Consider the following 20607-nt stretch of genomic DNA (forward strand, 5'->3'; position numbering starts at 1 on the left):
TCGCGGCTGCCGCGGCGCGCGGCAAGCAAAAGCGGAAGGCATGCAGCTGGATATATTTACAGCTATTATATCAACGCGGTCAGCGCTGCCAACTGATGAATTTCGAGATGCGGGAGTTGCCGGGCATCGGCAATGTGCATCAGGTTACCGGCGCGCAGGTTGATCCAGCACGCCTGCAGCCCGGCGCGCAGCGCGCCCGCCACGTCAGTGGTGAGATCGTCGCCAACGTGCAAAATATGTTCAGGCGCCAGGGCCAGTCGTTCGGCGGCCAGGTGATACATGTCCTGCCACGGTTTGGCGCGGCCGTGCGGACCGGCACGGAGCGCAAACTGAAAATAGGTATGAATACCGAGCTTTTCAGGATCGGCGTTGCCGTTCGTGATCGCCACCAGCGGTACGCGATCGGCCAGCCACGCCAGCGTGCGGTGCGTCTCGTCCGGCATCGCCACGTCGCTGCGCCAGCGGTGAAACACGGCCATCACCTCATGTGCACCCGCGCGGGCTTCGGTGGCGGTCAGGCCAACATTCAGCAGCGCCTGCTCTACCGAGCGTCGACGCCACTCTGACACGTCGTGATAAATGTCCGGCTCGCGCGCCAGCAGCGCGTCGCGTATCGCCTGATAATCCGCAGGCGTGAAGTCGTGCAGCGCAGGATGATAAGCCTGCAGCGCGGCGTGCGCCTCGGCGGTGGTTTTGCGGATCACCGGATGATTGTCATACAGCGTGTCGTCCAGATCGAAGGTGATCGCCTTGATCGGACCGAGCGAGCGATAAAACTTCATGACGATTTTCCTCGTTTAGCACGCGGATGCGCGGCATCGTACACCGTCGCCAGGTGCTGAAAATCAAGGTGGGTATAGATTTGTGTGGTGGACAGATTGGCGTGTCCCAGCAGTTCCTGTACCGCGCGCAGGTCGCCGCTTGATTCCAGTAAGTGCGTGGCAAACGAGTGGCGCAGCTTATGTGGATGAATATGGCTCGCAACGCCCTGGCGAATTCCCCATTCGGCGAAGCGCTTTTGGACATTACGCGCGGAAATACGGCTGCCGCGTGAGGAGATAAACACCGCATCATCCTTTGGCGCGAAGGTGTCGCGCAGGGTAAACCAGTGCTTAAGCCAGGTGACGGCCGTGCCCCCAATAGGTACGCGACGCTCTTTGCTGCCTTTGCCCAGCACCCATACTTCACCGGCATCCAGGTCAAGATGACGGCAATCCATCCCCACCAGTTCCGATAAACGCAAGCCGCCGCCGTACATCGTTTCCAACATCGCGCGGTCACGCACTGCCAGCGGATCGCTTAAGTCGATCTCCAGCAGCTGGTTAACTTCATCCACGTCCATGTTTTTCGGCAAATGGCGAGCGTTACGCGGTGTGGCAATTCCTTTCGCGGGATTGGCGCTTATCATCCCCTGGCTGACCTGCCAGTCAAGGAAGCTGCGCAGCGCCGACATGCGCAGCGCCAGGCTACTGGCTTGCAGGCCGCCGCGCCGACTGCGCGCCGCCAGCTGGCGCACCTGCGCCGGCTCGAGCTGCGCCCAACTCACGATGTGCATTTCGTCGGCGAGCGCGACGATGGCGTGTAGCTGGCGGGTATAGTTTTTTTGCGTCAACGGACTGAGCTGGCGTTCAACTTTGACATAGCGCAGAAAGCCATCAACGGCGGGCAGCAGCGGACTCATGCACGCGCGATCCAACGGGACAGCAGCTCGGGCAGCATCTGCGCCAAATGCTGTAGCAGTAGCGTGCCCATGCCCGCCTGATAGTGCTGATTATCACGGCTGGTAAAGATCAACACGCCCAGCTCGCCGTGCTCGCCCATCAGCGACATCGCCACCGAGCCAATCGCTTTGGCCTGCGGCAGAAGCAGCAGCAGTTCAGGACCGTTCAGATTGCCGAGATAATGGTGCGCATCGCCAAAACGCTGAATGCGCAGCGGCTCAAAGGCCTGACGCGACAGCCCAAGCTGCGTGAAATCAGAGGGCGCGCCGATGTGCCATTGATCGTTAAACAGACGCAGACTGGCACCGGCCAAGCCCAACTCACGCGCCCAGCGATGCAGTCGCGTTAGCATGTCCTGCAGGCTATCGGCGGCGGCCAGATGGCCTTGCAGCGCCAGCAGGCGATCAAACAGCTGATGGTTGGCCGTGGCCTGCTCCATCAGCAGCGTGATCTCCTCTTCGAGCTGCCGAATGTGGTTGCGTTGGCGTGCCATGTGCCACTCCACCAGCGACACGCTTCCGCGCACCGGATGCGGCACCGTCATCTGCTCTACCTGACGCGCATTACGGATAAAAAAATCGGGATTCTGGCGCAGATAATCGCTAACCGACCGATCGTCCAGCAAAACCGCGCTGTCGGTTTGCTCTTCGATATTTTTCATAGATGAATAAACCCATCGTAGACGTGTGTAGCTGGACCTGTCATGAACAGCGGCTGACCGGCGCCTTTCCAGGCGATATGCAGCGTGCCGCCCGGTAAATCAACGCGAACGTTTTCTGCCAGGATACCCTGTTGAATACCGCAGGCCACGGCCGCACACGCGCCGCTGCCGCACGCCTGGGTTTCACCTGCGCCCCGTTCATACACGCGCAGGCGAATATGCTCGGCGTTCACGACTTCCATAAAGCCGACGTTAACGCGCTCGGGAAAGCGTTCGTGGCTCTCCAGCGCGGGGCCAAGCGTCTCAACCGGCGCGCTGGTGACGCTTTCCACCTGGATAACGCAGTGCGGATTGCCCATGGAGACAGCGCCAAACATCACCGTTTGTTCGGCGACGCGCTGCAAATAGAGATTTTCGGCTTTGTTTGCACGCAGTGGCACCTGCTGTGGCTCAAAATTGGGCTCTGCCATGTTAACGCGCACCAGCTCGTCGTGGGTGACGCTGAGCACCATGCGTCCGGTCTGGGTGCTGACGCGGATATCGCTTTTGTTGGTCAAGCCCTTCAGGCGAACAAAGCGCGCAAAACAGCGGGCGCCGTTACCACACTGCGCCACTTCACTGCCGTCAGCGTTGAATATGCGGTAGTGAAAATCCAGATCGGGATCGTAAGGCGGTTCAACGATCAGCAGCTGATCAAAGCCGATCCCCAGATGCCGATCCGCCAGGCGGCGAATCAGTTCCGGCGAAAAAAAAACGTTTTGCGTGACGGCATCCACAACCATGAAATCGTTGCCGAGACCGTGCATTTTTGAGAACTGCATTTTCTGCTCCGCCGGATGACTCATAGAAATTAGTTCGCCTGCATACCCGGTTTGCTGGTCACCAGACCATTCACATCGGCGTTCTGCGCGGCTTTTTTCTGCTGCTCAGTGACCTGCTGTTTGCCGGTGGTCGATTTTTCCTGCGGGGGGAAATACAGCGGTCCTTTCAGGCCACAGCCGACAAGGCTGGCCAGCGCCAGCGCCATGCCAAGCTGGCTTATCATTTTTCTCATGTTTTCTGCTCGTTTTTTCCTTAAGCCATGGCTGCTTATCATCGCAGTTGATGGTGTAAAAGCAACAGGAAATAGCCGCAAATCCACGCGGCCGTCAGAGCATAAACGTCTGCCTTGCGCCAGAGCGCGCAGTATCAATGCATTTGGTAGCGCGGCTGGAAGTCACCGTTGTCGTTGTCCGGTGGCGTGGCGCAGAGTTGGGCAAGCGTCTGACTGCGAAACGGAATCACCTGGAAGCGTTCACCGGTGTTCACGATCTGGTAGAACTGCGGCAGGTTGAAATTGATAAAGCTGGAACCGTAGGTAAACCGATCGTGCGAGGAGGAGTAGAACCGGCTGACATCGCGCACCAGCTCTTCTTTGCTGCCTTCACAGTGGTGATACACCTCAACGCGGTTACTTTCGTCAAGGATATAAATATTGAAGCCGCGATCGTTGGTGGTGTCTTCAAAGAAGAACTGAATAATCCCTTCGCTGGCGTAGCCATTGACCACGGGCGGCAGCGGCGTTTGCTGGGTTTCCACTTTGATCGACAAACCGTGCAGCTTGTTATTAGAAATCGCGCCGTAAAACTCCACGGCATTTTCCAGCTTCTGCACCGAAACGCTCATGCGCTCAAAAAACAGCCCCCACGTTTGGCCAGCCATACGCAGCGCTTTGAAGCGACCGGGTTCCTGACGCGTGCTGGAGAGGCGCAGCTCAATACACTCTGACACCAGCTGCTGAACGCGGGTGCGAATAAGCCCACGCAGGTGCTGGCTGTAGCAGAACACTTCCACCGTATCCGGCGGAGAAGCATCCTGATGCATTTTGCCCAAAATGGTCTTCAGCGCTTCGATCATCGCCTGTTCACCGCTGAAATGCAGCGTACGCACTTCATTCCAGGAGTTGCGGTACAGCAGGTCCACGCTGCCAATCAGGCATTGCTGCTGCTGGCCAAAGCTGAACACGTCAAGCTTACGGAAATCAAAGTGCACCACCTGATTGCGGAACGCGGCGGTGGGATCCTGTTCGAGGTTGATGATGATGGCCAGATGGCGAATTTCACACGGGCTGTAGAGCGCTTTTGCCGTTGGCGCGGGCAGACGCAGCGGGAAGTGGCTCGACACATCGTTAACCAACTCCTGCAGTCGCGGCAGGTCGCAAAACGCATTCCCTTTCATGTGCAGACGCGTTTTGCTGGTAAGTAAGCCATTGAACCACGCCCAAGCCACGAGCTTGTTCAGGTAACGGTTGTACTCCAGCGGCTGGTGGCTAATGATCGAATCCATGTCCGGCGCCTGGTTGTACAGATACCAGCCCGCGCGGTTAGCACGCCCTTCCGGCACGTGGATGATTGTCAGATGTTCTTCTGACAAATCCGGCGAAATTTGCGGATTCACCAGCGTGACTTTGCCTGGCAGCGCTTCGAACGCGGCGTACAGTTTACGGGTCAGCACCCCAATATCCTGCGGGCTGGCGCTGACGCTTAAATTGTTGCGACGCGCAAAGCGGATGAGGTTGCGATAGCTCTGCATCATCGCATCCAACAATTCATTATGGGCTTCGCGCACGCGTTCGATTTTCCACTGGGCGCGGTTATCCAGCACCGCCAGCTTTTCGTCATCCCAGCCCCACTCTTTGACTAACTGGGACAGGATCTCGCGCCGCCATCCCGAACGGTGAGCGTGATGCTCTTCGCTGGAGAGCTTCTCGCACACTTTTAAATAGAAGCAGCGGCGCACCAGGTCCAGGCGCGCCATGTCATCCACGCTGGTGAGGTAGCGCGTAACGCGCTCCAGCATCATGCAGTAAGGATCGAGGCCAAAGCAGACAATCTCCCCATCGTGCAGCCGCTGCTTGATGTCCATAGCCAGTAGCTGCGTATTGGGGTACTCCCAGCTGTAGGCCTCTAGCAGCAAGGTTTTCAGCACGGCTTTGTAGGGGGAGTCGATGCTCTTATACAGTTGCCACAGGCTGGCACCAAAATACTCTTCCGCTGACAACGTGCCGATGCCGCCCAGATCCAGCCACTCATTGGGTGTCAGCACGCCTTGCGAGTAGAGCGACATCACGTAATCGTCGTAATGATGCTCTTCTTCGCCGGGCACCATATTCCACAGAATACGTTTGCCAGCCATACGCACGGCGGTGCGGTAAAACTCATCCAACAGCAAAATATGCTGGGTCGAGCCGCAATCTTCACCGCCCAGGCTGCCGCTTTCATTGTGACGGAAGCGGTTTTCGTCAATCAGGAAGAAGCTCACTTCCACACCCATCGACACGCACCATTTTTGCAGCAAGGTACACTTACGCTGCAGATTCAGGCGTTCTTCGTTGTCGAGCCAGGATTGATGGCATACCCAAATGTCGAGATCGGAGACGCTGTTCTGCCCCACCGACGAGGTGCTGCCCATGGAATAGATACCGGTAATAGGACGCTCACCTTTGGCGGTGGCGTTCAGGTTAAGCGGTTGGTCACCGGCGAGCTGTTGCAAGAGTTGCAGCTGGTTTTCATCAGGCGTGAAGAAACAGATGCCATGCGGAACGCTCCCCTCAAGGTAGCCCGGCATCAAGGGATGATGACAATGCAATAATGTTGGCAGCAGACTGTAGACCTGCTGAAAGGCAGGCCCCATGGCAGCCAGCGCGCGATCAACGCGCAGCTGATTGATTGCATCCAGTCTCTGTTTCAGTGTCTCAATATAGAGGTACAAGACGTTTCGCCTGATTGTCCCAGTGTTAAACACCCTGCTTCCCGCATTCACCGCTTAATAATAAAGATCGTGGGCAAATAATTGCTGGAAACGTGATCAATTTAACACCAGGAGGATTGACCGTAAAGAAAGTTACGCTAGCTGACAGTTTAGCATGTTCCGCTCACTCTCTGCTTTTTCAGGGCGCGAACTGGGCAGAACGGGGCATTTGACACCCTGTTTTATCCGCGCGGCCTTTTCAATCCGTTGAAACTGACAGCATTCCCCTATCAATGATAGGATAATCGATGAACGATCAAAATGGTTAACAGCATGTTAAACAAAATTTTCAGAATTGCTACCAGGCAAAGTCCCCTCGCTTTATGGCAGGCACAATATGTTCAACAGCGTCTAATGGCGGCCCATCCCGGCCTGCGCGTTGAGCTGGTGCCGATGGTCACCAAAGGTGACATCATCCTTGATACGCCGCTCGCCAAAGTAGGTGGTAAGGGACTGTTTGTTAAAGAGCTTGAACAGGCGATGCTGGAAAATCGCGCCGATCTTGCGGTGCACTCCATGAAAGATGTGCCCGTCGCGTTTCCTGAAGGGTTAGGCCTTGTAACGATTTGCGAGCGCGACGATCCGCGCGACGCCTTTGTTTCTAACCGTTACGCCTCCCTTGATGAGCTTCCTCAGGGCGCCATTGTTGGCACCTCGAGCCTGCGTCGTCAGTGTCAAATTAGCGCCCGTCGTCCCGACCTGATTATTCGCTCGCTGCGTGGCAACGTCGGCACCCGTCTCAGTAAGCTTGATGCAGGTGAATACGACGCCATTATTCTGGCAGCGGCAGGCCTAAAGCGACTGGGGCTGGAGAGCCGCATCCGCCAGGCGCTGCCCGCTGAATATTCGCTGCCCGCCGTGGGACAAGGCGCCGTGGGTATTGAATGCCGGCTCGATGACGCCGAGTTGATCACGCTGCTGAGCGCCCTTAATCACAGTGATACGGCGGTGTGCGTGCGTGCGGAACGCGCCATGAATACCCGTCTTGAAGGCGGTTGCCAGGTGCCGATTGGCAGCTTCGCCGTGCTGGAAGGCGATGAGCTGTGGCTACGCGGGCTGGTGGGCTCGCCAGATGGCCATCAAATGGTGGTCGGCGAACGCCGCGGCCCCCGCGATCAGGCTGAACACATGGGCATTTCATTGGCCGACGAGTTGCTCAACGGCGGCGCGCGTGAAATCCTGCATGAAGTCTATCAGGGACAGCCGCCCGTATGACGATTCTTGTGACCCGGCCAGAGCCCGCCGCCAGCGAACTGGTCGCCCGACTGCGTACGCTTGGCAAGCTGGCGTGGACGCTCCCGCTCATTGAATTTACGCCGGGTCGCGATCTCTCTTCTCTGCCACAAACGCTTGCCACGCTGCAGCCAGGCGATCTGGTTTTTCTCCTGTCACAGCAAGTGGTGCACTTCGCGCATCCGGTTATGCAGGCGAGCGCAGCGGCATGGCGAGACGACCTCGACTATTATGCTATTGGGCGCAGCACCGCGCTGGCGCTGCATACCGTCACAAATCTGAAAGTAGACTATCCTCATGCGCGGGAAACCAGCGAAGAGCTGGTGCGTCTTCATGCTCTCCAGCAGGTGAACGGCAAGCGTGCGTTAATCCTGCGCGGCAGCCCAGGCCGTGAGCTGCTGGCGGAAACGCTGGTTGCCCGCGGCGCGCACGTGGCGTATTGCGAGTGTTATCAACGCTGTGAAAAGCGCTATGACGGCGCGATTGAAGGTCGTCGCTGGCGCGATCGCGGTATTACCACGCTGGTGGTAACCAGCGGCGAGATGTTACAACAACTGTTTGCGCTATTTCCGCCAATCGATCGCCGGGAATGGCTTTTGCACTGCCGACTGATTGTCGTCAGTGAACGTTTGGCTACGCAGGCTGCCGAATTAGGCTGGCAGGACGTTGACGTAGCCGATGGTGCCGATAACGACGCGCTGCTGCGCGCGTTACGCTGAACTTAACAATGGGAAAGCCATAATGACGGAACAAAAAGACGCCTCCGCCATGGTTGAAGAAACCACTTCAGCGGACAAGCCGTCGACTCAACCCGGCAAACCACCGCGCGATAAAAAACGTGATGGAAAAATGCTGAGTGCCGTGGCGATTGTCATCGCGCTGGCGATTGGCGCCGGACTTTACCTTAATGGGAAACATCAGGCCGATTCACAGGCGCAAACCAACCAGGCACTCAGCGAGCAGTTAAGCGCCCTGCAGCAGCAGTTGGGCAGCGATAAAAAACAACTCACCCAACAGCTCGATAGCACCCAAGCCGCGCTGCAGGAAGCGCGCACGCAGCAGGATAACAGCGCCAAAGAGCTGGAAAGCCTGCGCGACAAAGTCGCCACCATTTCCGGCAATGATACCCGCACCTGGCTGCTGGCGCAGGCGGACTACCTGGTCAAGCTCGCGGGCCGCAAGCTGTGGAGCGATCAAGATGTCACCACCGCCGCCGCGCTGTTGAAAAGCGCCGACACCAGTCTGGCTGAGATGAACGATCCCAGCGTCATGAACGTGCGCCGCGCGCTGACGCAGGATATTAGCACGCTCTCTGCGGTGAGCCAGGTGGACTACGATGGCATCATTCTCAAGCTCAATCAGCTTTCGAACGGCGTCGACAATCTCCGCCTGGCTGATAACGACAGCGACGACTCACCGATGGATGCCGACAGCGGCGAACTCTCCAGCTCGCTCAAAGAGTGGCGCCAGAATTTGGTGAAGAGCTGGCACAACTTTATGGATGATTTCATTACCATCCGCCGTCGTGATAACACCGCACAACCATTGCTGGCGCCGAATCAGGATGTGTACCTCCGCGAGAATATTCGCTCACGTCTGTTAATTGCCGCTCAGGCCGTTCCGCGTCATCAGGATGAAATCTATAAGCAGTCTATTGATGCCGTCTCCACGTGGGTGCGCGCCTGGTACGACACCAATGATGCCGCCACCAAAGCGTTCCTCGCACAGCTGGATGAGCTGAGCCAGCAAAATATCGCGATGGATGTTCCCGATACGCTGGAAAGTCAGGCCCTGCTGGAAAAATTGATGCAAACCCGCGTGCGAAACTTACTGGCACAGCCGTCGGTTTCAGCGCAGCAACAGGGAGGCTAACCATGCTGAAAGTATTGGTGCTTTTCCTGCTGCTGATTGCTGGCGTGGTACTGGGCCCGATGGTTGCCGGGCATCAGGGATATGTGTTGATCCAGACCGATAACTGGAATATCGAAACCAGCGTCACCGGTCTGGCGATCATTTTGATCCTAAGTCTTCTGGTCATTCTGCTGGTTGAATGGGTACTGCGTCGCCTGTTTCGGACCGGCGCACGCACGCGCGGCTGGTTTATGAGCCGCAAGCGCCGCAGCGCCCAGCGCCACACGCAGAACGCCCTGATGAAACTGGCAGAAGGCGACTTTAAACAGGTTGAGAAACTGCTGTCTAAAAACGCCGATCACGCTGAACAGCCGGTTGCCAACTATTTGCTGGCCGCCGAGGCGGCGCAGCAGCGCGGAGACGAGGTGCGGGCGAACCAGCATCTGTCACGCGCCGCTGAACTCTCTGAGAACGATACCATTCCCGTGGAGATTACCCGCGTGCGCTTGCAGCTGGCGCGCAATGAGGATCACGCGGCGCGCCACGGTATCGATCGCTTGCTGGAGGTCGCACCGCGCCATCCTGAAGTGCTGCGTCTCGCCGAGCAGGCATATATTCGCACTGGCGCGTGGGGCGCGCTGCTGGACATCCTGCCCGCTATGCAAAAAGTGCAGCTTAACGATGAAGACAAGCGTCACGCGCTACAGCAGCAGGCATGGCTGGGCTTGATGAATCAGGCCATGGCCGATCAGGGCAGCGAAGGGCTGAAAAAATGGTGGCGCAACCAGAGCCGTAAGACGCGTCAGGAAACGGCGCTGCAGGTGGCGATGGCAGAACATTTGATTGAGTGTGACGACCACGATACGGCGCAGGCTATCGTACTGGAAGGCCTCAAGCGCCAGTATGACGATCGGCTGGTGCTGTTAATGCCGCGCATCAACAGTGGCGATCCACAGGCGCTAGAGAAAGCGCTACGCCAGCAAATTAAACAGCACGGCGCCACGCCGCTGCTGCACAGTACGCTGGGACAGATGCTCATGCGCCACGGCGAATGGCAGCAGGCGGCAGAGGCGTTTGAACAGGCGCTGGCCCAGCGGCCGGATGCGTTTGATTTCGCTTGGTTAGCGGATGTTTACGACCGACTGCACCGCCCAGAGGATGCAGCGAAAATGCGCCGTGAAGGGTTACTGCGCACGCTGAAAACCAATCCCCCCGCATAACGCTGTCTACGTATCACATACGCCGGGCTTGTCCCGGCTTTTTTATGCCTGAAACACGCCGGCGCAGCGTCGACGCAAAAAAAAACACCTGCCGGTGGCAGGTGTAACATCAGGTCGCTAAGACAACTGAGGGTATCCGACTCAACGTAATGTCCTTCTGACTACAGTAGCGCTTGCGCGTTACTGCCGATTGGACAACGGATACCATAAGGGGCTCTGCGTCATTCCCAGGTTTATGTTGCATCAGCAAACATAAGGAGTGGAATGAGCATCTACACAGTTAGTATTGCACAAGGCGTGCCAAAGGTGCGGCAGAAAACATAAATCATTATTATTCAATAACCTGTGGAAATGTACAACGCCACCTGGCTCGCCGTATGTCGCCAATCTGTGACAACGCGCACGCTATGCGTCGCCGCACAGCGACAGCCAATGCAAGGTTGCGTAAAACGGCTTATCTTCAATAGGTTATACGTCTCAATCTGACGACAACCCAAGATAAACGCTGCGCCCAAGCACGCGTTCGGCCTTAATCACAGACCCTCTACGGACGTGGCGGAGACTCTTCACGCGCGCTTAGGCGCACAAAACGAAAAAAGCCTGCTTTTTCAAGCAGGCTTTTCGAATAGGGTCGGCGAGAGAGGATGACGCTTACCGCCGGTAAGCGCCCTTCGGGCCGCTGCTGGCGCAGCGTTGTCTCGCTGCGCTCGGCGCAAATCGCCTTCGGAGGTTCTCATCCTCTTTGTAGCACAAAACGAAAAAAGCCTGCTTTTTCAAGCAGGCTTTTCGAATATGGTCGGCGAGAGAGGATTCGAACCTCCGACCCACTGGTCCCAAACCAGTTGCGCTACCAAGCTGCGCTACTCGCCGATTTTTTACTACTTTGTACTGCCTTCACGCTACCGCGTAATTTTGCCTGGTGCGAAGAGAGGGACTTGAACCCTCACGTCCGTAAGAACACTAACACCTGAAGCTAGCGCGTCTACCAATTCCGCCACCTTCGCATGTCCCAGCAAAATCTGGGGTGGCTAATGGGACTCGAACCCACGACAACTGGAATCACAATCCAGGGCTCTACCAACTGAGCTATAGCCACCATAATTCTGGTGCGTAAGCGCTAAACGCTTACTTTTCACTGCATAACGCGGTCAATCCAACCACCGAAGCTCTTGCGCCCAAGATAAATGGCGCGCCCGACAGGATTCGAACCTGAGACCTCTGCCTCCGGAGGGCAGCGCTCTATCCAGCTGAGCTACGGGCGCGTAGCGCCGTTGCGGATGGGCATACTACGGACTTGACCCGATCCTGTCCAGCGCTTTTTTTAGAAAAAAAGCGCATTTGCTTACGCTTTGTGCATTCCGTCGATAAATACTGCAATTTGCGTCCGGCACCCGCCTCAATTGTGGAAAAAACCAGCGATATCAGAGATCGCCACGCAGGTGGTAACGCAAATATTTCAGCAGTTTTAACTGACGTCGCCAGCGTGAAGGTTGCCTGATGAGGCGATAGAGCCACTCCAGCCCCAGTTTTTGCCAGCTTTTTGGCGCGCGCGCCACGTGTCCGGTGAACACATCGTAAGTCCCGCCAACGCCCATATAGAGCGCATGCGGCCAGTGCGCACGGCAGTCACGCATCAACAGCTCCTGACGCGGCGAGCCCTGCGCCACCGTCACAATCTGTGCTTGGCTGGCCGCGATACGCGCAAATAGCGCAGCGCGCTCCTCCGGGGCAAAGTAGCCATCCTGGCTGCCGACGATATTCACGTTCCACTGCTGACGCAGCTTGGCGCAGGTTTCCTGCAGTACCGTTTGCTGACCGCCGATCAGAAACACCGGAATGCCTTCACGTCCTGCGCGTGCCATAAGCGCTTCCCAAAGATCGGCTCCGGCAATACGGTTAACCTCAAGCTGAGGATATTTCTTGCGCAGCGAGCGCACGATACTGATGCCATCCGGATATTTAAATTCCGCCTCGGCAATGAGCGCGCGCAGCTGCGCATCCTGCTCCAGCGTGAGCATTTTCTCGGCGTTGATCGCCACCAGCGTGCCGCAGCGTGGCACGCCTTGTGGCACTAAAAAATGCAGAAAACTCTCCATGTCACTGAATGCGTGCAGTTCGATTCCGCGCAGGCTATAGCGCGGCTTATCGCTTTCCATTGATGCGTTTTCCCGTCGTACCCAAAGGTTAAGAAGCGCTGTGTAAGACCGTGGCGCGCGGACGAATAAGTCCCGCGCGCGCCAGCAGCCGATACAGCAATTTAGCCACCATCACACAGGCGGTAAAAATAAGGCAGAAGAACACGACGCGCGAGCCAAAGGCGTCTAACCCCTCACGCGCCAGCACAATCATGTTGAAGACCGCGCCAAAGCAGAAACTTTGAAGGATGGCGCCGGTATAGCGGTTACTGTCGCTACGGCCCTGCTGATAAAGGGTATCAAAACCTTTCATCAGCAGCCCTACGGCGACGGCACCGGGTGCAATGAACCACACGCCGCCCATGATCACCAGCGAGCCTAACAGCGTGGGTGAAATAGCCAGTCCGGAGTGGTTATTTAGCACTTCCCACGTAAAGTAGTTGGCACTGTTCAGGATCATCGACGGCCGATCGGGCCACAGCCAGCTGGGAATAAACACATAGAAATCACGCCACATGGGCGCCAATCCCTGAAAATCGATCTTGTCATAGTTCTGGAGCAGCAGCGCCAAATTTTCCCATGGCGAAAAGGTGTCGCGCGTCAGATACAGGAAGGTGTAGAAGGCTTCGTCACCCACCACATCCAGATTATAACGACGCAGCGCCAGCCAGAACATGCCGCCAATCGCCATTACCCCCGCGCCCACCAACATCCACAGCGTGATCCAGCCGCGCGTTATGCCAATAAACAGAAACAGCGCAAAGGCGATGATGATGTTGGCTCGCGTCCCGCCCACCAAGGCATAGGTCAACAAGCCAAACATCACTGATACCGCGAGGAACTTCAGCCATTGTGCCTGCGTCGGCTTCAGGAAGTAGCGAATCAGCATGGCCGGAATAAAGAAGTAGAAAAAGCGCTTCAGCGCCACGCCCGACACGTCGCTGGAGAAGATCTGGTTATAGGCGGAGAGCCGAAACAGCAGCAGACCGTTGTGCATGAAAAACACCGTTACCGTGCCTATCGCCACCAGCGCCAGAAGCAGGCAGGTCAGATGGGTTTCAACACGGTTCATCTGCAGCCACGGTTTTGCCGGCGGTGCGCCGCCAGGCCGCAGGCGCACTTTATAGCTGACGTAATAAATGGCGTAAAACGCGGTGGCGGCGAGCAGCGCCTGCAGCAGATAGCCTGCGGGCACCACGTTGACGTTAAAACGAAATACCAGCACGCTGGTCAGGGGAAAACCGAAATAAAAGGTCAGTAAAAACAGCACGGTGAAAAAAATATGGAAGTTGAAGCGCACCCGCTTAAACTCGCGCCACGTCAGGGTCAAAATAAACCCCAGTGAGAACAGATACACCACCAGCAGACCGCTAAACTGCGCCAGGCTCATGCGGATTCCCCTTCGCTCGCGGCCAGCGCGTCGCGCCATCCGGTTAAATAGCCCGGCGCGAAAAACGCGATGGCAGATTTATCACACAGCATAAGTTGGCGGCGGGCCTCAGCCACACGCGCCGCGTCCAGCTCGTCATCGCTGAACAGCACCGGCAAACCCTGCTCGCTGAGATCGCGCCAGAACGGATTGTTGCGCGTAAGCACAAACGGAATATTGGCCTGAATCAGCAGACACAGCGTGCCGATGCCCTGCTGGCGCTCAAACATAAAATAGCCAAGCTGACAGCGGCTTAACACTTGCAGATAGGCGTCAAAATCGAGCTTTTCACGCAGCAGTGTGACCTGACCCTGTGGAAAAAACTGCTGTGCTACCGCCGCAACCTGATCAACATAAGCATGATTATTCTCAGGATAACCCAGCGGCACGATCACCTTTACCGCATCGCCGAACTGCGCATGAATCGCCGCCAGACCTTCAATATGGCGATTACTGCGGTCGCCTGAATTGCCGAGCAGCATGGTGAGTTCGTGCGGCGCTTGCGGTACGGGAACCGCGACGTCTGGCATCCGGGTGGGAAAATAGAGCAGCGACTGCGGCACGTCGGGTGCGCGCTGAGCGAAATGGTGTAAATCGCCGCGCGTGGCAAATACGCGCGCAACGCGCCGCTGCGCCTGGCGCCGCAGCAGATAAAACAGCTGGAATTTCAGGCCGCGACGCTCCTCATACAAATCCGCGCCCCACACGTGCCAATACGCCTGCTGCGCGCGAATTTTGCCGCGCAGCAGCGCCAGCCATATGAAGGGATTAAATTGCCCGTGGAAAAAAAAGCGCTGCGTGCGATCGGCGGCGCGCGCGGCAACCGCCTCTGCCAGCGCACGTTTGCTGGCAAAGGTTTCAATATCCAGCCGGGTGTAATCTCGCAGCGTGTCCGGTGCGCGGGATACCACCATGACGCGGCGCGGCGTTGCAGTGGGAAACTCGCTGCTCAGCACATCGTTGAAAAAGCGTAAAACCGTCTGGTTGTGATGCGGGATGTCAGAACCCAGCACGTGAAATAAAGTCATGTTCTTCGGCAATACATTGTAAAAGCGCCACAGCAGAGCGCGAAATAGACCACATAGGTCGCCAGATAAGCTTGCGCTGCGCCTGTGGCCCCGTGCAAGGGGATCAGCCAGTGTGCAAACGCGGTCAGCAGCACGAACTGGCTGACTTCGGTGAGAATATAGAAACGCAGCGACGCTTTGGCTATTACCAAATACCCGAAAACGTAGGCGCCTACTTTGAATACGTCTCCGCACAGCTGCCAGACAAACAGGTCGCGCATGGCGGTAAACTTCGGTGAGAACAGCAGCCAGATGGCCACATCGCGCAGCAGCCACACGCAAAAGCTGGCGGCCGCCACCGCCGGCAGCACAAAGCGCAGCGCGCGGCCAATCTCGCGGGCGATCTCCCGCTTTTGCTCCAGACGCGCCAGCGTGGGTAGCAGCCAGACGCTGAACGTGGCGGTGATAAATTGTAAGTAGGCATCAGAAATGGTCGTGACGCTCTGCCACAGCCCCACCTGCGCCCAGCCCTGCTGCGCTGCCAGCAGATTTCGCATCATCACCCACGCGACGGGCAGCGTCACGGCGGTGATCAATGCCATCAGGGTAAATTTTGCCAGGTTTTTCACCTGCGCGGGCTGCCATACCGGCACCAACCAGCGCAGCGGTAATTCAGCGCGATGATGGCGCAGCCGGATAACTGCCGGTATCACCAGCATCGCTGGCACCAGCGCCAGGCCCACCAACGCACCGGCGTAGCCGCCAATCCACCAGCACAGCACATAGCCGATCACCCCGAGCAGGCTGCCGAAGATCAGGGCCAGCGCATTCCCGCGCGCATCGCGGAAGCCTTTGAGCAGCGCCAGCGCCAGGTTAGCCCAGGCGATACCCATCTGCAGGAAGGCGACAATGCGCACGACGTTCGCATACCGTTCGTGGCCGAAGAGCGCGTGGCTGATCGGCGCGGCCGCCAGCAGAAAAATCAGTGCCACCAGGCTGGAAAAGCCCAGCACCATGGCTGACGCAGAGCCGGTTAACGCGCGCAGCCGCGCGGGCTGCGCGCGAAATTGCGCCACATAGGTGGTCACGCCGTTAAAAATACCGGCGCCCGCCAGCACGCCGAGCACGGTGATAAGCTGACGGAAATTCCCCGCCTGCCCCACCCCTTCCGGGCCAAAGCTTATCGCCAACAGCTTCACCACCAGCAAACCGGCAGCAATCTTCACCAGCGTAGAGCTGGCGGTCCAAACCGACGCTTTTGCCAGCGACATCAGGCGAAGAAACTCAGCAGCGAACTGATCACCGTGCGCTGATTGTTATCCGACAGGTTATAGAACAGCGGCAAACGCAGCAGACGCTCGCTTTCGCGCGTCGTGTGTACATCTTGGCCGTGGAAACGACCAAAACGCTGTCCCGCAGGCGATGTGTGCAGCGGAATGTAGTGGAACACGGTTAAAATTTCTGCTTCTTTCATCCAGTTTATCAGCGCGTGGCGATCGTCGCTGTCGCGCAGCTTAAGGTAAAACATGTGCGCATTGTGACGCACGTGCGTTGGCACGACCGGCAGTTCGATGCGTCCCTGCGCGGCCAGCGGCTGAAGCGCCGAGTGATAGCGCTGCCAGAGCCGCAAACGCTGTTGATTGATGGGCTCAGCGGCCTCCAACTGCGCCCACAGATAGGCTGCCTGCAGATCGGCCATCAGATAGCTGGAGCCGATATCACGCCACGTGTATTTATCCACCTGACCGCGGAAAAACTGGCTGCGATTGGTGCCTTTCTCGCGAATGATTTCCGCCCGCTCCACCAGCGCGGCATCATTAATCAATGTTGCTCCGCCTTCGCCGCCGGCCGTGTAGTTTTTCGTTTCATGGAAGCTAAAGCAACCGATGTGACCAATGGTCCCCAGTGCACGGCCTTTGTACTGCGACATCACGCCCTGCGCGGCATCCTCAATCACATACAGCTGGTGTTTGGCCGCCAGCGCCATAATGGTATCCATCTCACAGGCCACCCCCGCGTAATGCACCGGCACGATGGCGCGCGTTTTGGGGGTAATCGCCGCTTCGATTAGCGTTTCGTCAATGTTGAGCGTATCCGGGCGGATATCGACAAACACAATGGTCGCCCCGCGCAGCACAAAAGCATTGGCCGTTGAGACAAAGGTGTAGCTCGGCATGATCACCTCGTCACCCGGCTGAATATCCAGCAGCAGCGCCGCCATCTCCAGCGATGCGGTACAGGAAGGCGTCAAGAGCACCTTTCTGCTGCCGAAGTGCTGCTCCATCCACTGCTGGCAGCGGCGCGTAAATCCACCATCGCCGCACAGCTTGCCGCTGGACATCGCCGACTGCATATAATCAAGTTCAGTGCCCACAACCGGGGGCGCATTAAAAGGGATCATGGTGCCTTCCTGTAAAACCAGTACGCGGTGCTCTCGAGTCGGGCACCGCTGCGGAGGTAGAGTCGCATTGCCGTGAGATTGCTGAGCTGTGTGGCAACGTGCAGCCGTTCCAACTGGCGGGCCCGTCCCCAGTCTGCCGCCGCCAGCAGTAGACGCTGACCCACGCCGCAGCCCTGCGCTTCCGGTAGCACCGCCAGTAAGCCAATCCGCATGTCACCGTCGGCTTCCCGCATCGACACAAACCCCTGTAGCGCACCGTGTTCATCACAGGCGATCAAACATTGATGGTCGAAGGTGCCGCGCACGGCATTCTCAACCCACTGCGCATAGAAGCGTCCGCTGTCCTCAGGCTGAAACCAGGGCGCGCGGAAGCGGCTCAGGCTAAACGCCTGCTGCGCAGCGCGGCGCAGCGCGGGAATGTGCGCTTCACGCGCAATGCGGACACCGGTTTGCCGTTCAGTACGTTTGAGCGTGATGGCAAGATCCGCCTCACCCTCTACCAGGTGGAAGCCGTGCTCCCCCAGCGCATCAATCACGTCGCTGCGCGCAGCGGGCACTTTAGTCTGCCACAGCGCGTAAGGCTGCGTGAGCGCCTGCGCTAACGGGGTTTCCCCGTCCAGCGTCAGGCGCGCGCAAGATTGATCAAAAAAAGCGCTCTCCCATTCCAGAGACGCGACATTGACGTAAACAGACATGGAGCTCCCGGCTTAAACGTGGGGCGTGGCTATGCTATCGGCCACCCCCTTTTGGCGTTGGCAGCGCGGGGCGCTAGCGCCAGACGCCTTTGGTATCAACAATCCACGGCTGGGTGACGCGTTCGGCCGGAATGGCACGAAACGCCGCATGATCCACCAGCATCACCACGATATCCGCCTGCTGCAGCGCCTGCTGCGTGGAAACCAGCGTCGCTTCGTGCGCCAGCCGCGCGGGCAAGGTGTCGACGTGCGGCTCCACGACCCACGTTGTGCCGCTGTGCCACGCAGCAATGAGATGCGCCACCGTCATCGCCGGGCTTTCCCGGAGATCGTCGATGTTGGGTTTAAAGGCCAGGCCGAAGCAGGCGATAGTCACTTCACTGGCGCGTTTCCCGCTTTGGGTCAGACACTCCGCCAGCGCCTGCTTTACGCGGTCCAGCACCCAGCCGGGCTTGCTGTCATTCACTTCGCGGGCCGTGCGAATCAGGCGCGCCTGCTGCGGATTTTGCGCCACGATGAACCAGGGATCGACCGCGATACAGTGGCCGCCGACGCCCGGTCCGGGCTGCAAAATATTGACGCGCGGATGGCGGTTCGCCAGCGCAATCAATTCCCAGACGTTGATGTTCTGTTCGGCGCAGATCAGCGACAGCTCATTGGCAAACGCGATATTCACATCGCGAAAGCTGTTTTCCGTGAGCTTGCACAGCTCGGCGGTGCGCGCGTGGGTTTCCACACATTCACCGCGCAGGAACAGGCGATAAAGCGCACTGGCGCGCGCCGAGCAGGCGGGCGTCATTCCGCCGATAACGCGATCGTTTTCCAGCAGTTCCACCATAACATTGCCTGGAAGAACGCGTTCAGGACAGTAAGCGACAAACACATCGACATCGTCGCCCTGATGCGGGAAGCGCAAATCCGGGCGCGCCTCGGCCAGCCACGTCGCCATGCGTTCGGTGGTGCCCACCGGCGAGGTGGATTCAAGAATCACCAAATCGCCCTTTTTCAGTACGGGTGCCAGCGACAGCGCGGCGGCTTTCACATAGCTGAGATCCGGCTGGTGGTCGCCCATAAACGGCGTGGGTACGGCAATCAAAAAAGCGTCCGCCGCTTCAACCTGCGTGGTGGCACGCAGATGCCCGCTGTGCACCGCCGCACGCACCACGTCACCGAGCTCTGGCTCAACGATGTGGATTTCACCGCGATTGATGGTCTCGACGGCGCGAACGTTGATGTCCACGCCAATGACGTTGATTCCCTTTGAGGCAAAAACGGCTGCGGTTGGCAGCCCAATGTAGCCCAGTCCGATTACGGAAATGGTTTCAAAACTCATGTTTTTACTCTGTGTTGTTTCAGGGCCTGCAAAATACGCGCGCACGCCGTGCCATCGCCGTACGGGTTGTGGGCGCGGCTCATTCTGTGCCAGGCGTCGGCGTCGTCAAGCAGCACGCTGACTTCCGCCACAATTTTGTTGACGTCAGTGCCGACCAGTTTCACCGTGCCAGCGTCCACTGCTTCGGGGCGCTCGGTGGTTTCACGCATCACCAGCACCGGCTTGCCGAGCGAGGGCGCCTCTTCCTGAATGCCGCCGGAGTCGGTCAAAATTAACCATGCGCGGTTCATCAGCCAGACAAACGGCAGATACTCCTGCGGCTCGATCAGGATGATGTTATCAATGCCGCTTAAAATCCGGTTTACCGGCTCGCTGACGTTAGGGTTGAGGTGCACCGGATAGACGATTTGCACCTGCGGATGCTGACGGGCAATCTGCGCCAGCGCGCTGCAGATACGCTCAAAGCCACCACCAAAGCTTTCACGTCGGTGTCCTGTAACCAGAATGAGCTTCTTTTCGGCGTCGAGGAAAGGATAGCGTGCCGCCAAACGCGCATTGATATCAGCGTCGTCCAGCACCCGATCGCGCACCCACAGTAATGCATCAATTACCGTATTACCGGTGACAAAAATGCTGCCGTCGGGCAAATTCTCACGCAGCAGATTCATCCGCGAGGTTGCGGTAGGCGTGAAGTGGTAGCTTGCCAGGTGCCCCGTTAGCGTGCGATTGGCCTCTTCCGGCCACGGCGACAGCAGGTTACCGGTGCGCAAGCCCGCTTCAACGTGGCCCACCGGGATACGGTGATAAAACGCCGCCAGGCTGGCGGCCAACGTGGTGGTGGTGTCGCCGTGAACCAGCACGACATCTGGCTGGAAATCCGCCAGTACCGTTTTCATGCCCAGCAGAATGCGGCTGGTGATTTCTGTCAGACCCTGCTCCGGGCGCATGATATTGAGATCATAGTCGGGACGCAGCTGGAACAGACGAAGCACCTGATCGAGCATTTCGCGATGTTGAGCAGTGACGCACAGACGCGATTCAAACGCCGCATCCTCCGCCAGCGCCTGCACCAGCGGCGCCATCTTGATTGCTTCAGGGCGGGTGCCAAATACGGTCAAAACTTTCACGTGGC

At 57.9% G+C, this 20607-nt stretch carries 18 protein-coding genes, 4 tRNA genes and 1 other RNA gene; 4 read left to right on the plus strand and 19 right to left on the minus strand.

Annotated elements, in window-relative coordinates; genetic code table 11:
• Positions 1-65: 65 nt before the first annotated feature.
• The 6 genes from yigB to LU196_RS16600 form a co-directional block, all read right to left on the minus strand.
• Positions 66-782, minus strand: a complete 717-nt coding sequence (yigB, locus tag LU196_RS16575; protein ID WP_232760612.1) for a 5-amino-6-(5-phospho-D-ribitylamino)uracil phosphatase YigB — start codon at positions 780-782, stop codon at positions 66-68.
• Complete coding sequence (gene xerC, locus LU196_RS16580; protein WP_232760613.1) at positions 779-1681, minus strand: tyrosine recombinase XerC; 903 nt, start codon at positions 1679-1681, stop codon at positions 779-781. The genes yigB and xerC overlap by 4 nt, the downstream gene beginning before the upstream one ends.
• Positions 1678-2382, minus strand: coding sequence for a DUF484 domain-containing protein (locus tag LU196_RS16585; protein ID WP_232760615.1), 705 nt, complete (start codon positions 2380-2382; stop codon positions 1678-1680). Before LU196_RS16585 ends, xerC begins: the two co-directional genes overlap by 4 nt.
• Positions 2379-3203: a diaminopimelate epimerase gene (dapF, locus tag LU196_RS16590; protein ID WP_232760617.1), complete on the minus strand. Its 825-nt coding sequence runs from the start codon at positions 3201-3203 to the stop codon at positions 2379-2381. The genes LU196_RS16585 and dapF overlap by 4 nt, the downstream gene beginning before the upstream one ends.
• Before the next feature lie 29 nt (positions 3204-3232).
• Complete coding sequence (locus LU196_RS16595; RefSeq protein ID WP_232760618.1) at positions 3233-3436, minus strand: LPS translocon maturation chaperone LptM; 204 nt, start codon at positions 3434-3436, stop codon at positions 3233-3235.
• 134 nt (positions 3437-3570) lie between these two features.
• Entirely contained in the window at positions 3571-6132 is a 2562-nt protein-coding gene (locus tag LU196_RS16600) for a class I adenylate cyclase (protein ID WP_232760620.1), read from the minus strand.
• Positions 6133-6444: 312 nt separating this feature from the next.
• Here LU196_RS16600 and hemC point away from each other — a divergent pair, with 312 nt between their 5' ends.
• From hemC to hemY, 4 genes are read left to right on the plus strand one after another with little or no spacing between them, the layout of a single operon-like run.
• Entirely contained in the window at positions 6445-7386 is a 942-nt protein-coding gene (gene hemC / locus LU196_RS16605; protein WP_232760621.1) for a hydroxymethylbilane synthase, read from the plus strand.
• On the plus strand, positions 7383-8123 hold the full coding sequence (gene hemD / locus LU196_RS16610) for a uroporphyrinogen-III synthase (RefSeq protein ID WP_232760622.1): 741 nt from the start codon (positions 7383-7385) through the stop codon (positions 8121-8123). The genes hemC and hemD overlap by 4 nt, the downstream gene beginning before the upstream one ends.
• A gap of 22 nt (positions 8124-8145) precedes the next feature.
• On the plus strand, positions 8146-9276 hold the full coding sequence (gene hemX / locus LU196_RS16615; RefSeq protein ID WP_232760624.1) for a uroporphyrinogen-III C-methyltransferase: 1131 nt from the start codon (positions 8146-8148) through the stop codon (positions 9274-9276).
• A 2-nt stretch (positions 9277-9278) separates the two neighbouring features.
• Entirely contained in the window at positions 9279-10475 is a 1197-nt protein-coding gene (gene hemY / locus LU196_RS16620; RefSeq protein ID WP_232760626.1) for a protoheme IX biogenesis protein HemY, read from the plus strand.
• A 628-nt stretch (positions 10476-11103) separates the two neighbouring features.
• On the opposite strand, the gene LU196_RS16625 is transcribed toward hemY, so the two are convergent.
• From LU196_RS16625 to wecB, 13 genes are all read right to left on the minus strand, one after another.
• Positions 11104-11233: non-coding RNA, RtT sRNA (locus LU196_RS16625), on the minus strand.
• A 35-nt stretch (positions 11234-11268) separates the two neighbouring features.
• Positions 11269-11345 (minus strand) — tRNA-Pro (locus LU196_RS16630).
• A gap of 47 nt (positions 11346-11392) precedes the next feature.
• Positions 11393-11479, minus strand: a tRNA-Leu gene (locus LU196_RS16635).
• A gap of 16 nt (positions 11480-11495) precedes the next feature.
• Positions 11496-11571: transfer RNA gene (locus LU196_RS16640), tRNA-His, on the minus strand.
• 89 nt (positions 11572-11660) lie between these two features.
• Positions 11661-11737, minus strand: a tRNA-Arg gene (locus LU196_RS16645).
• A gap of 159 nt (positions 11738-11896) precedes the next feature.
• Positions 11897-12631, minus strand: a complete 735-nt coding sequence (gene wecG / locus LU196_RS16650; RefSeq protein ID WP_232760628.1) for a lipopolysaccharide N-acetylmannosaminouronosyltransferase — start codon at positions 12629-12631, stop codon at positions 11897-11899.
• Between the two features lie 28 nt (positions 12632-12659).
• Entirely contained in the window at positions 12660-14000 is a 1341-nt protein-coding gene (gene wzyE, locus LU196_RS16655; RefSeq protein WP_232760629.1) for an ECA oligosaccharide polymerase, read from the minus strand.
• Positions 13997-15067 carry a TDP-N-acetylfucosamine:lipid II N-acetylfucosaminyltransferase gene (locus LU196_RS16660; RefSeq protein ID WP_232760632.1) on the minus strand — a complete coding sequence of 357 codons (1071 nt, stop codon included), beginning with the start codon at positions 15065-15067 and terminating at the stop codon, positions 13997-13999. Before LU196_RS16660 ends, wzyE begins: the two co-directional genes overlap by 4 nt.
• Positions 15064-16317, minus strand: coding sequence for a lipid III flippase WzxE (wzxE, locus tag LU196_RS16665; protein WP_232760634.1), 1254 nt, complete (start codon positions 16315-16317; stop codon positions 15064-15066). The genes LU196_RS16660 and wzxE overlap by 4 nt, the downstream gene beginning before the upstream one ends.
• Positions 16317-17447 (minus strand): dTDP-4-amino-4,6-dideoxygalactose transaminase, encoded by a 1131-nt coding sequence (rffA, locus tag LU196_RS16670; RefSeq protein ID WP_232760635.1) that lies wholly within the window; start codon positions 17445-17447, stop codon positions 16317-16319. The genes wzxE and rffA overlap by 1 nt, the downstream gene beginning before the upstream one ends.
• Complete coding sequence (rffC, locus tag LU196_RS16675; protein WP_232760636.1) at positions 17444-18142, minus strand: dTDP-4-amino-4,6-dideoxy-D-galactose acyltransferase; 699 nt, start codon at positions 18140-18142, stop codon at positions 17444-17446. Before rffC ends, rffA begins: the two co-directional genes overlap by 4 nt.
• 73 nt (positions 18143-18215) lie before the next feature.
• A complete protein-coding gene (gene wecC / locus LU196_RS16680; RefSeq protein WP_232760638.1) occupies positions 18216-19475 on the minus strand; it encodes a UDP-N-acetyl-D-mannosamine dehydrogenase in 1260 nt (419 codons plus the stop codon).
• Entirely contained in the window at positions 19472-20602 is a 1131-nt protein-coding gene (wecB, locus tag LU196_RS16685) for a non-hydrolyzing UDP-N-acetylglucosamine 2-epimerase (RefSeq protein ID WP_232760639.1), read from the minus strand. The genes wecC and wecB overlap by 4 nt, the downstream gene beginning before the upstream one ends.
• Positions 20603-20607: the final 5 nt, after the last annotated feature.

Origin of the sequence: Pantoea sp. Mb-10, assembly GCF_021272205.1 — a bacterium.
Taxonomy (GTDB): Bacteria; Pseudomonadota; Gammaproteobacteria; order Enterobacterales; family Enterobacteriaceae; genus Pantoea.

Bases quoted from the DNA above. Each gene is read 5' to 3' on its own strand.
- yigB (WP_232760612.1), bottom strand. From the start codon at position 782: ATGAAGTTTTATCGCTCGCTCGGTCCGATCAAGGCGATCACCTTCGAT.
- xerC (WP_232760613.1), bottom strand. From the start codon at position 1,681: ATGAGTCCGCTGCTGCCCGCCGTTGATGGCTTTCTGCGCTATGTCAAA.
- LU196_RS16585 (WP_232760615.1), bottom strand. From the start codon at position 2,382: ATGAAAAATATCGAAGAGCAAACCGACAGCGCGGTTTTGCTGGACGAT.
- dapF (WP_232760617.1), bottom strand. From the start codon at position 3,203: ATGCAGTTCTCAAAAATGCACGGTCTCGGCAACGATTTCATGGTTGTG.
- LU196_RS16595 (WP_232760618.1), bottom strand. From the start codon at position 3,436: ATGAGAAAAATGATAAGCCAGCTTGGCATGGCGCTGGCGCTGGCCAGC.
- hemC (WP_232760621.1), top strand. From the start codon at position 6,445: ATGTTAAACAAAATTTTCAGAATTGCTACCAGGCAAAGTCCCCTCGCT.
- hemD (WP_232760622.1), top strand. From the start codon at position 7,383: ATGACGATTCTTGTGACCCGGCCAGAGCCCGCCGCCAGCGAACTGGTC.
- hemX (WP_232760624.1), top strand. From the start codon at position 8,146: ATGACGGAACAAAAAGACGCCTCCGCCATGGTTGAAGAAACCACTTCA.
- hemY (WP_232760626.1), top strand. From the start codon at position 9,279: ATGCTGAAAGTATTGGTGCTTTTCCTGCTGCTGATTGCTGGCGTGGTA.
- wecG (WP_232760628.1), bottom strand. From the start codon at position 12,631: ATGGAAAGCGATAAGCCGCGCTATAGCCTGCGCGGAATCGAACTGCAC.
- wzyE (WP_232760629.1), bottom strand. From the start codon at position 14,000: ATGAGCCTGGCGCAGTTTAGCGGTCTGCTGGTGGTGTATCTGTTCTCA.
- LU196_RS16660 (WP_232760632.1), bottom strand. From the start codon at position 15,067: ATGACTTTATTTCACGTGCTGGGTTCTGACATCCCGCATCACAACCAG.
- wzxE (WP_232760634.1), bottom strand. From the start codon at position 16,317: ATGTCGCTGGCAAAAGCGTCGGTTTGGACCGCCAGCTCTACGCTGGTG.
- rffA (WP_232760635.1), bottom strand. From the start codon at position 17,447: ATGATCCCTTTTAATGCGCCCCCGGTTGTGGGCACTGAACTTGATTAT.
- rffC (WP_232760636.1), bottom strand. From the start codon at position 18,142: ATGTCTGTTTACGTCAATGTCGCGTCTCTGGAATGGGAGAGCGCTTTT.
- wecC (WP_232760638.1), bottom strand. From the start codon at position 19,475: ATGAGTTTTGAAACCATTTCCGTAATCGGACTGGGCTACATTGGGCTG.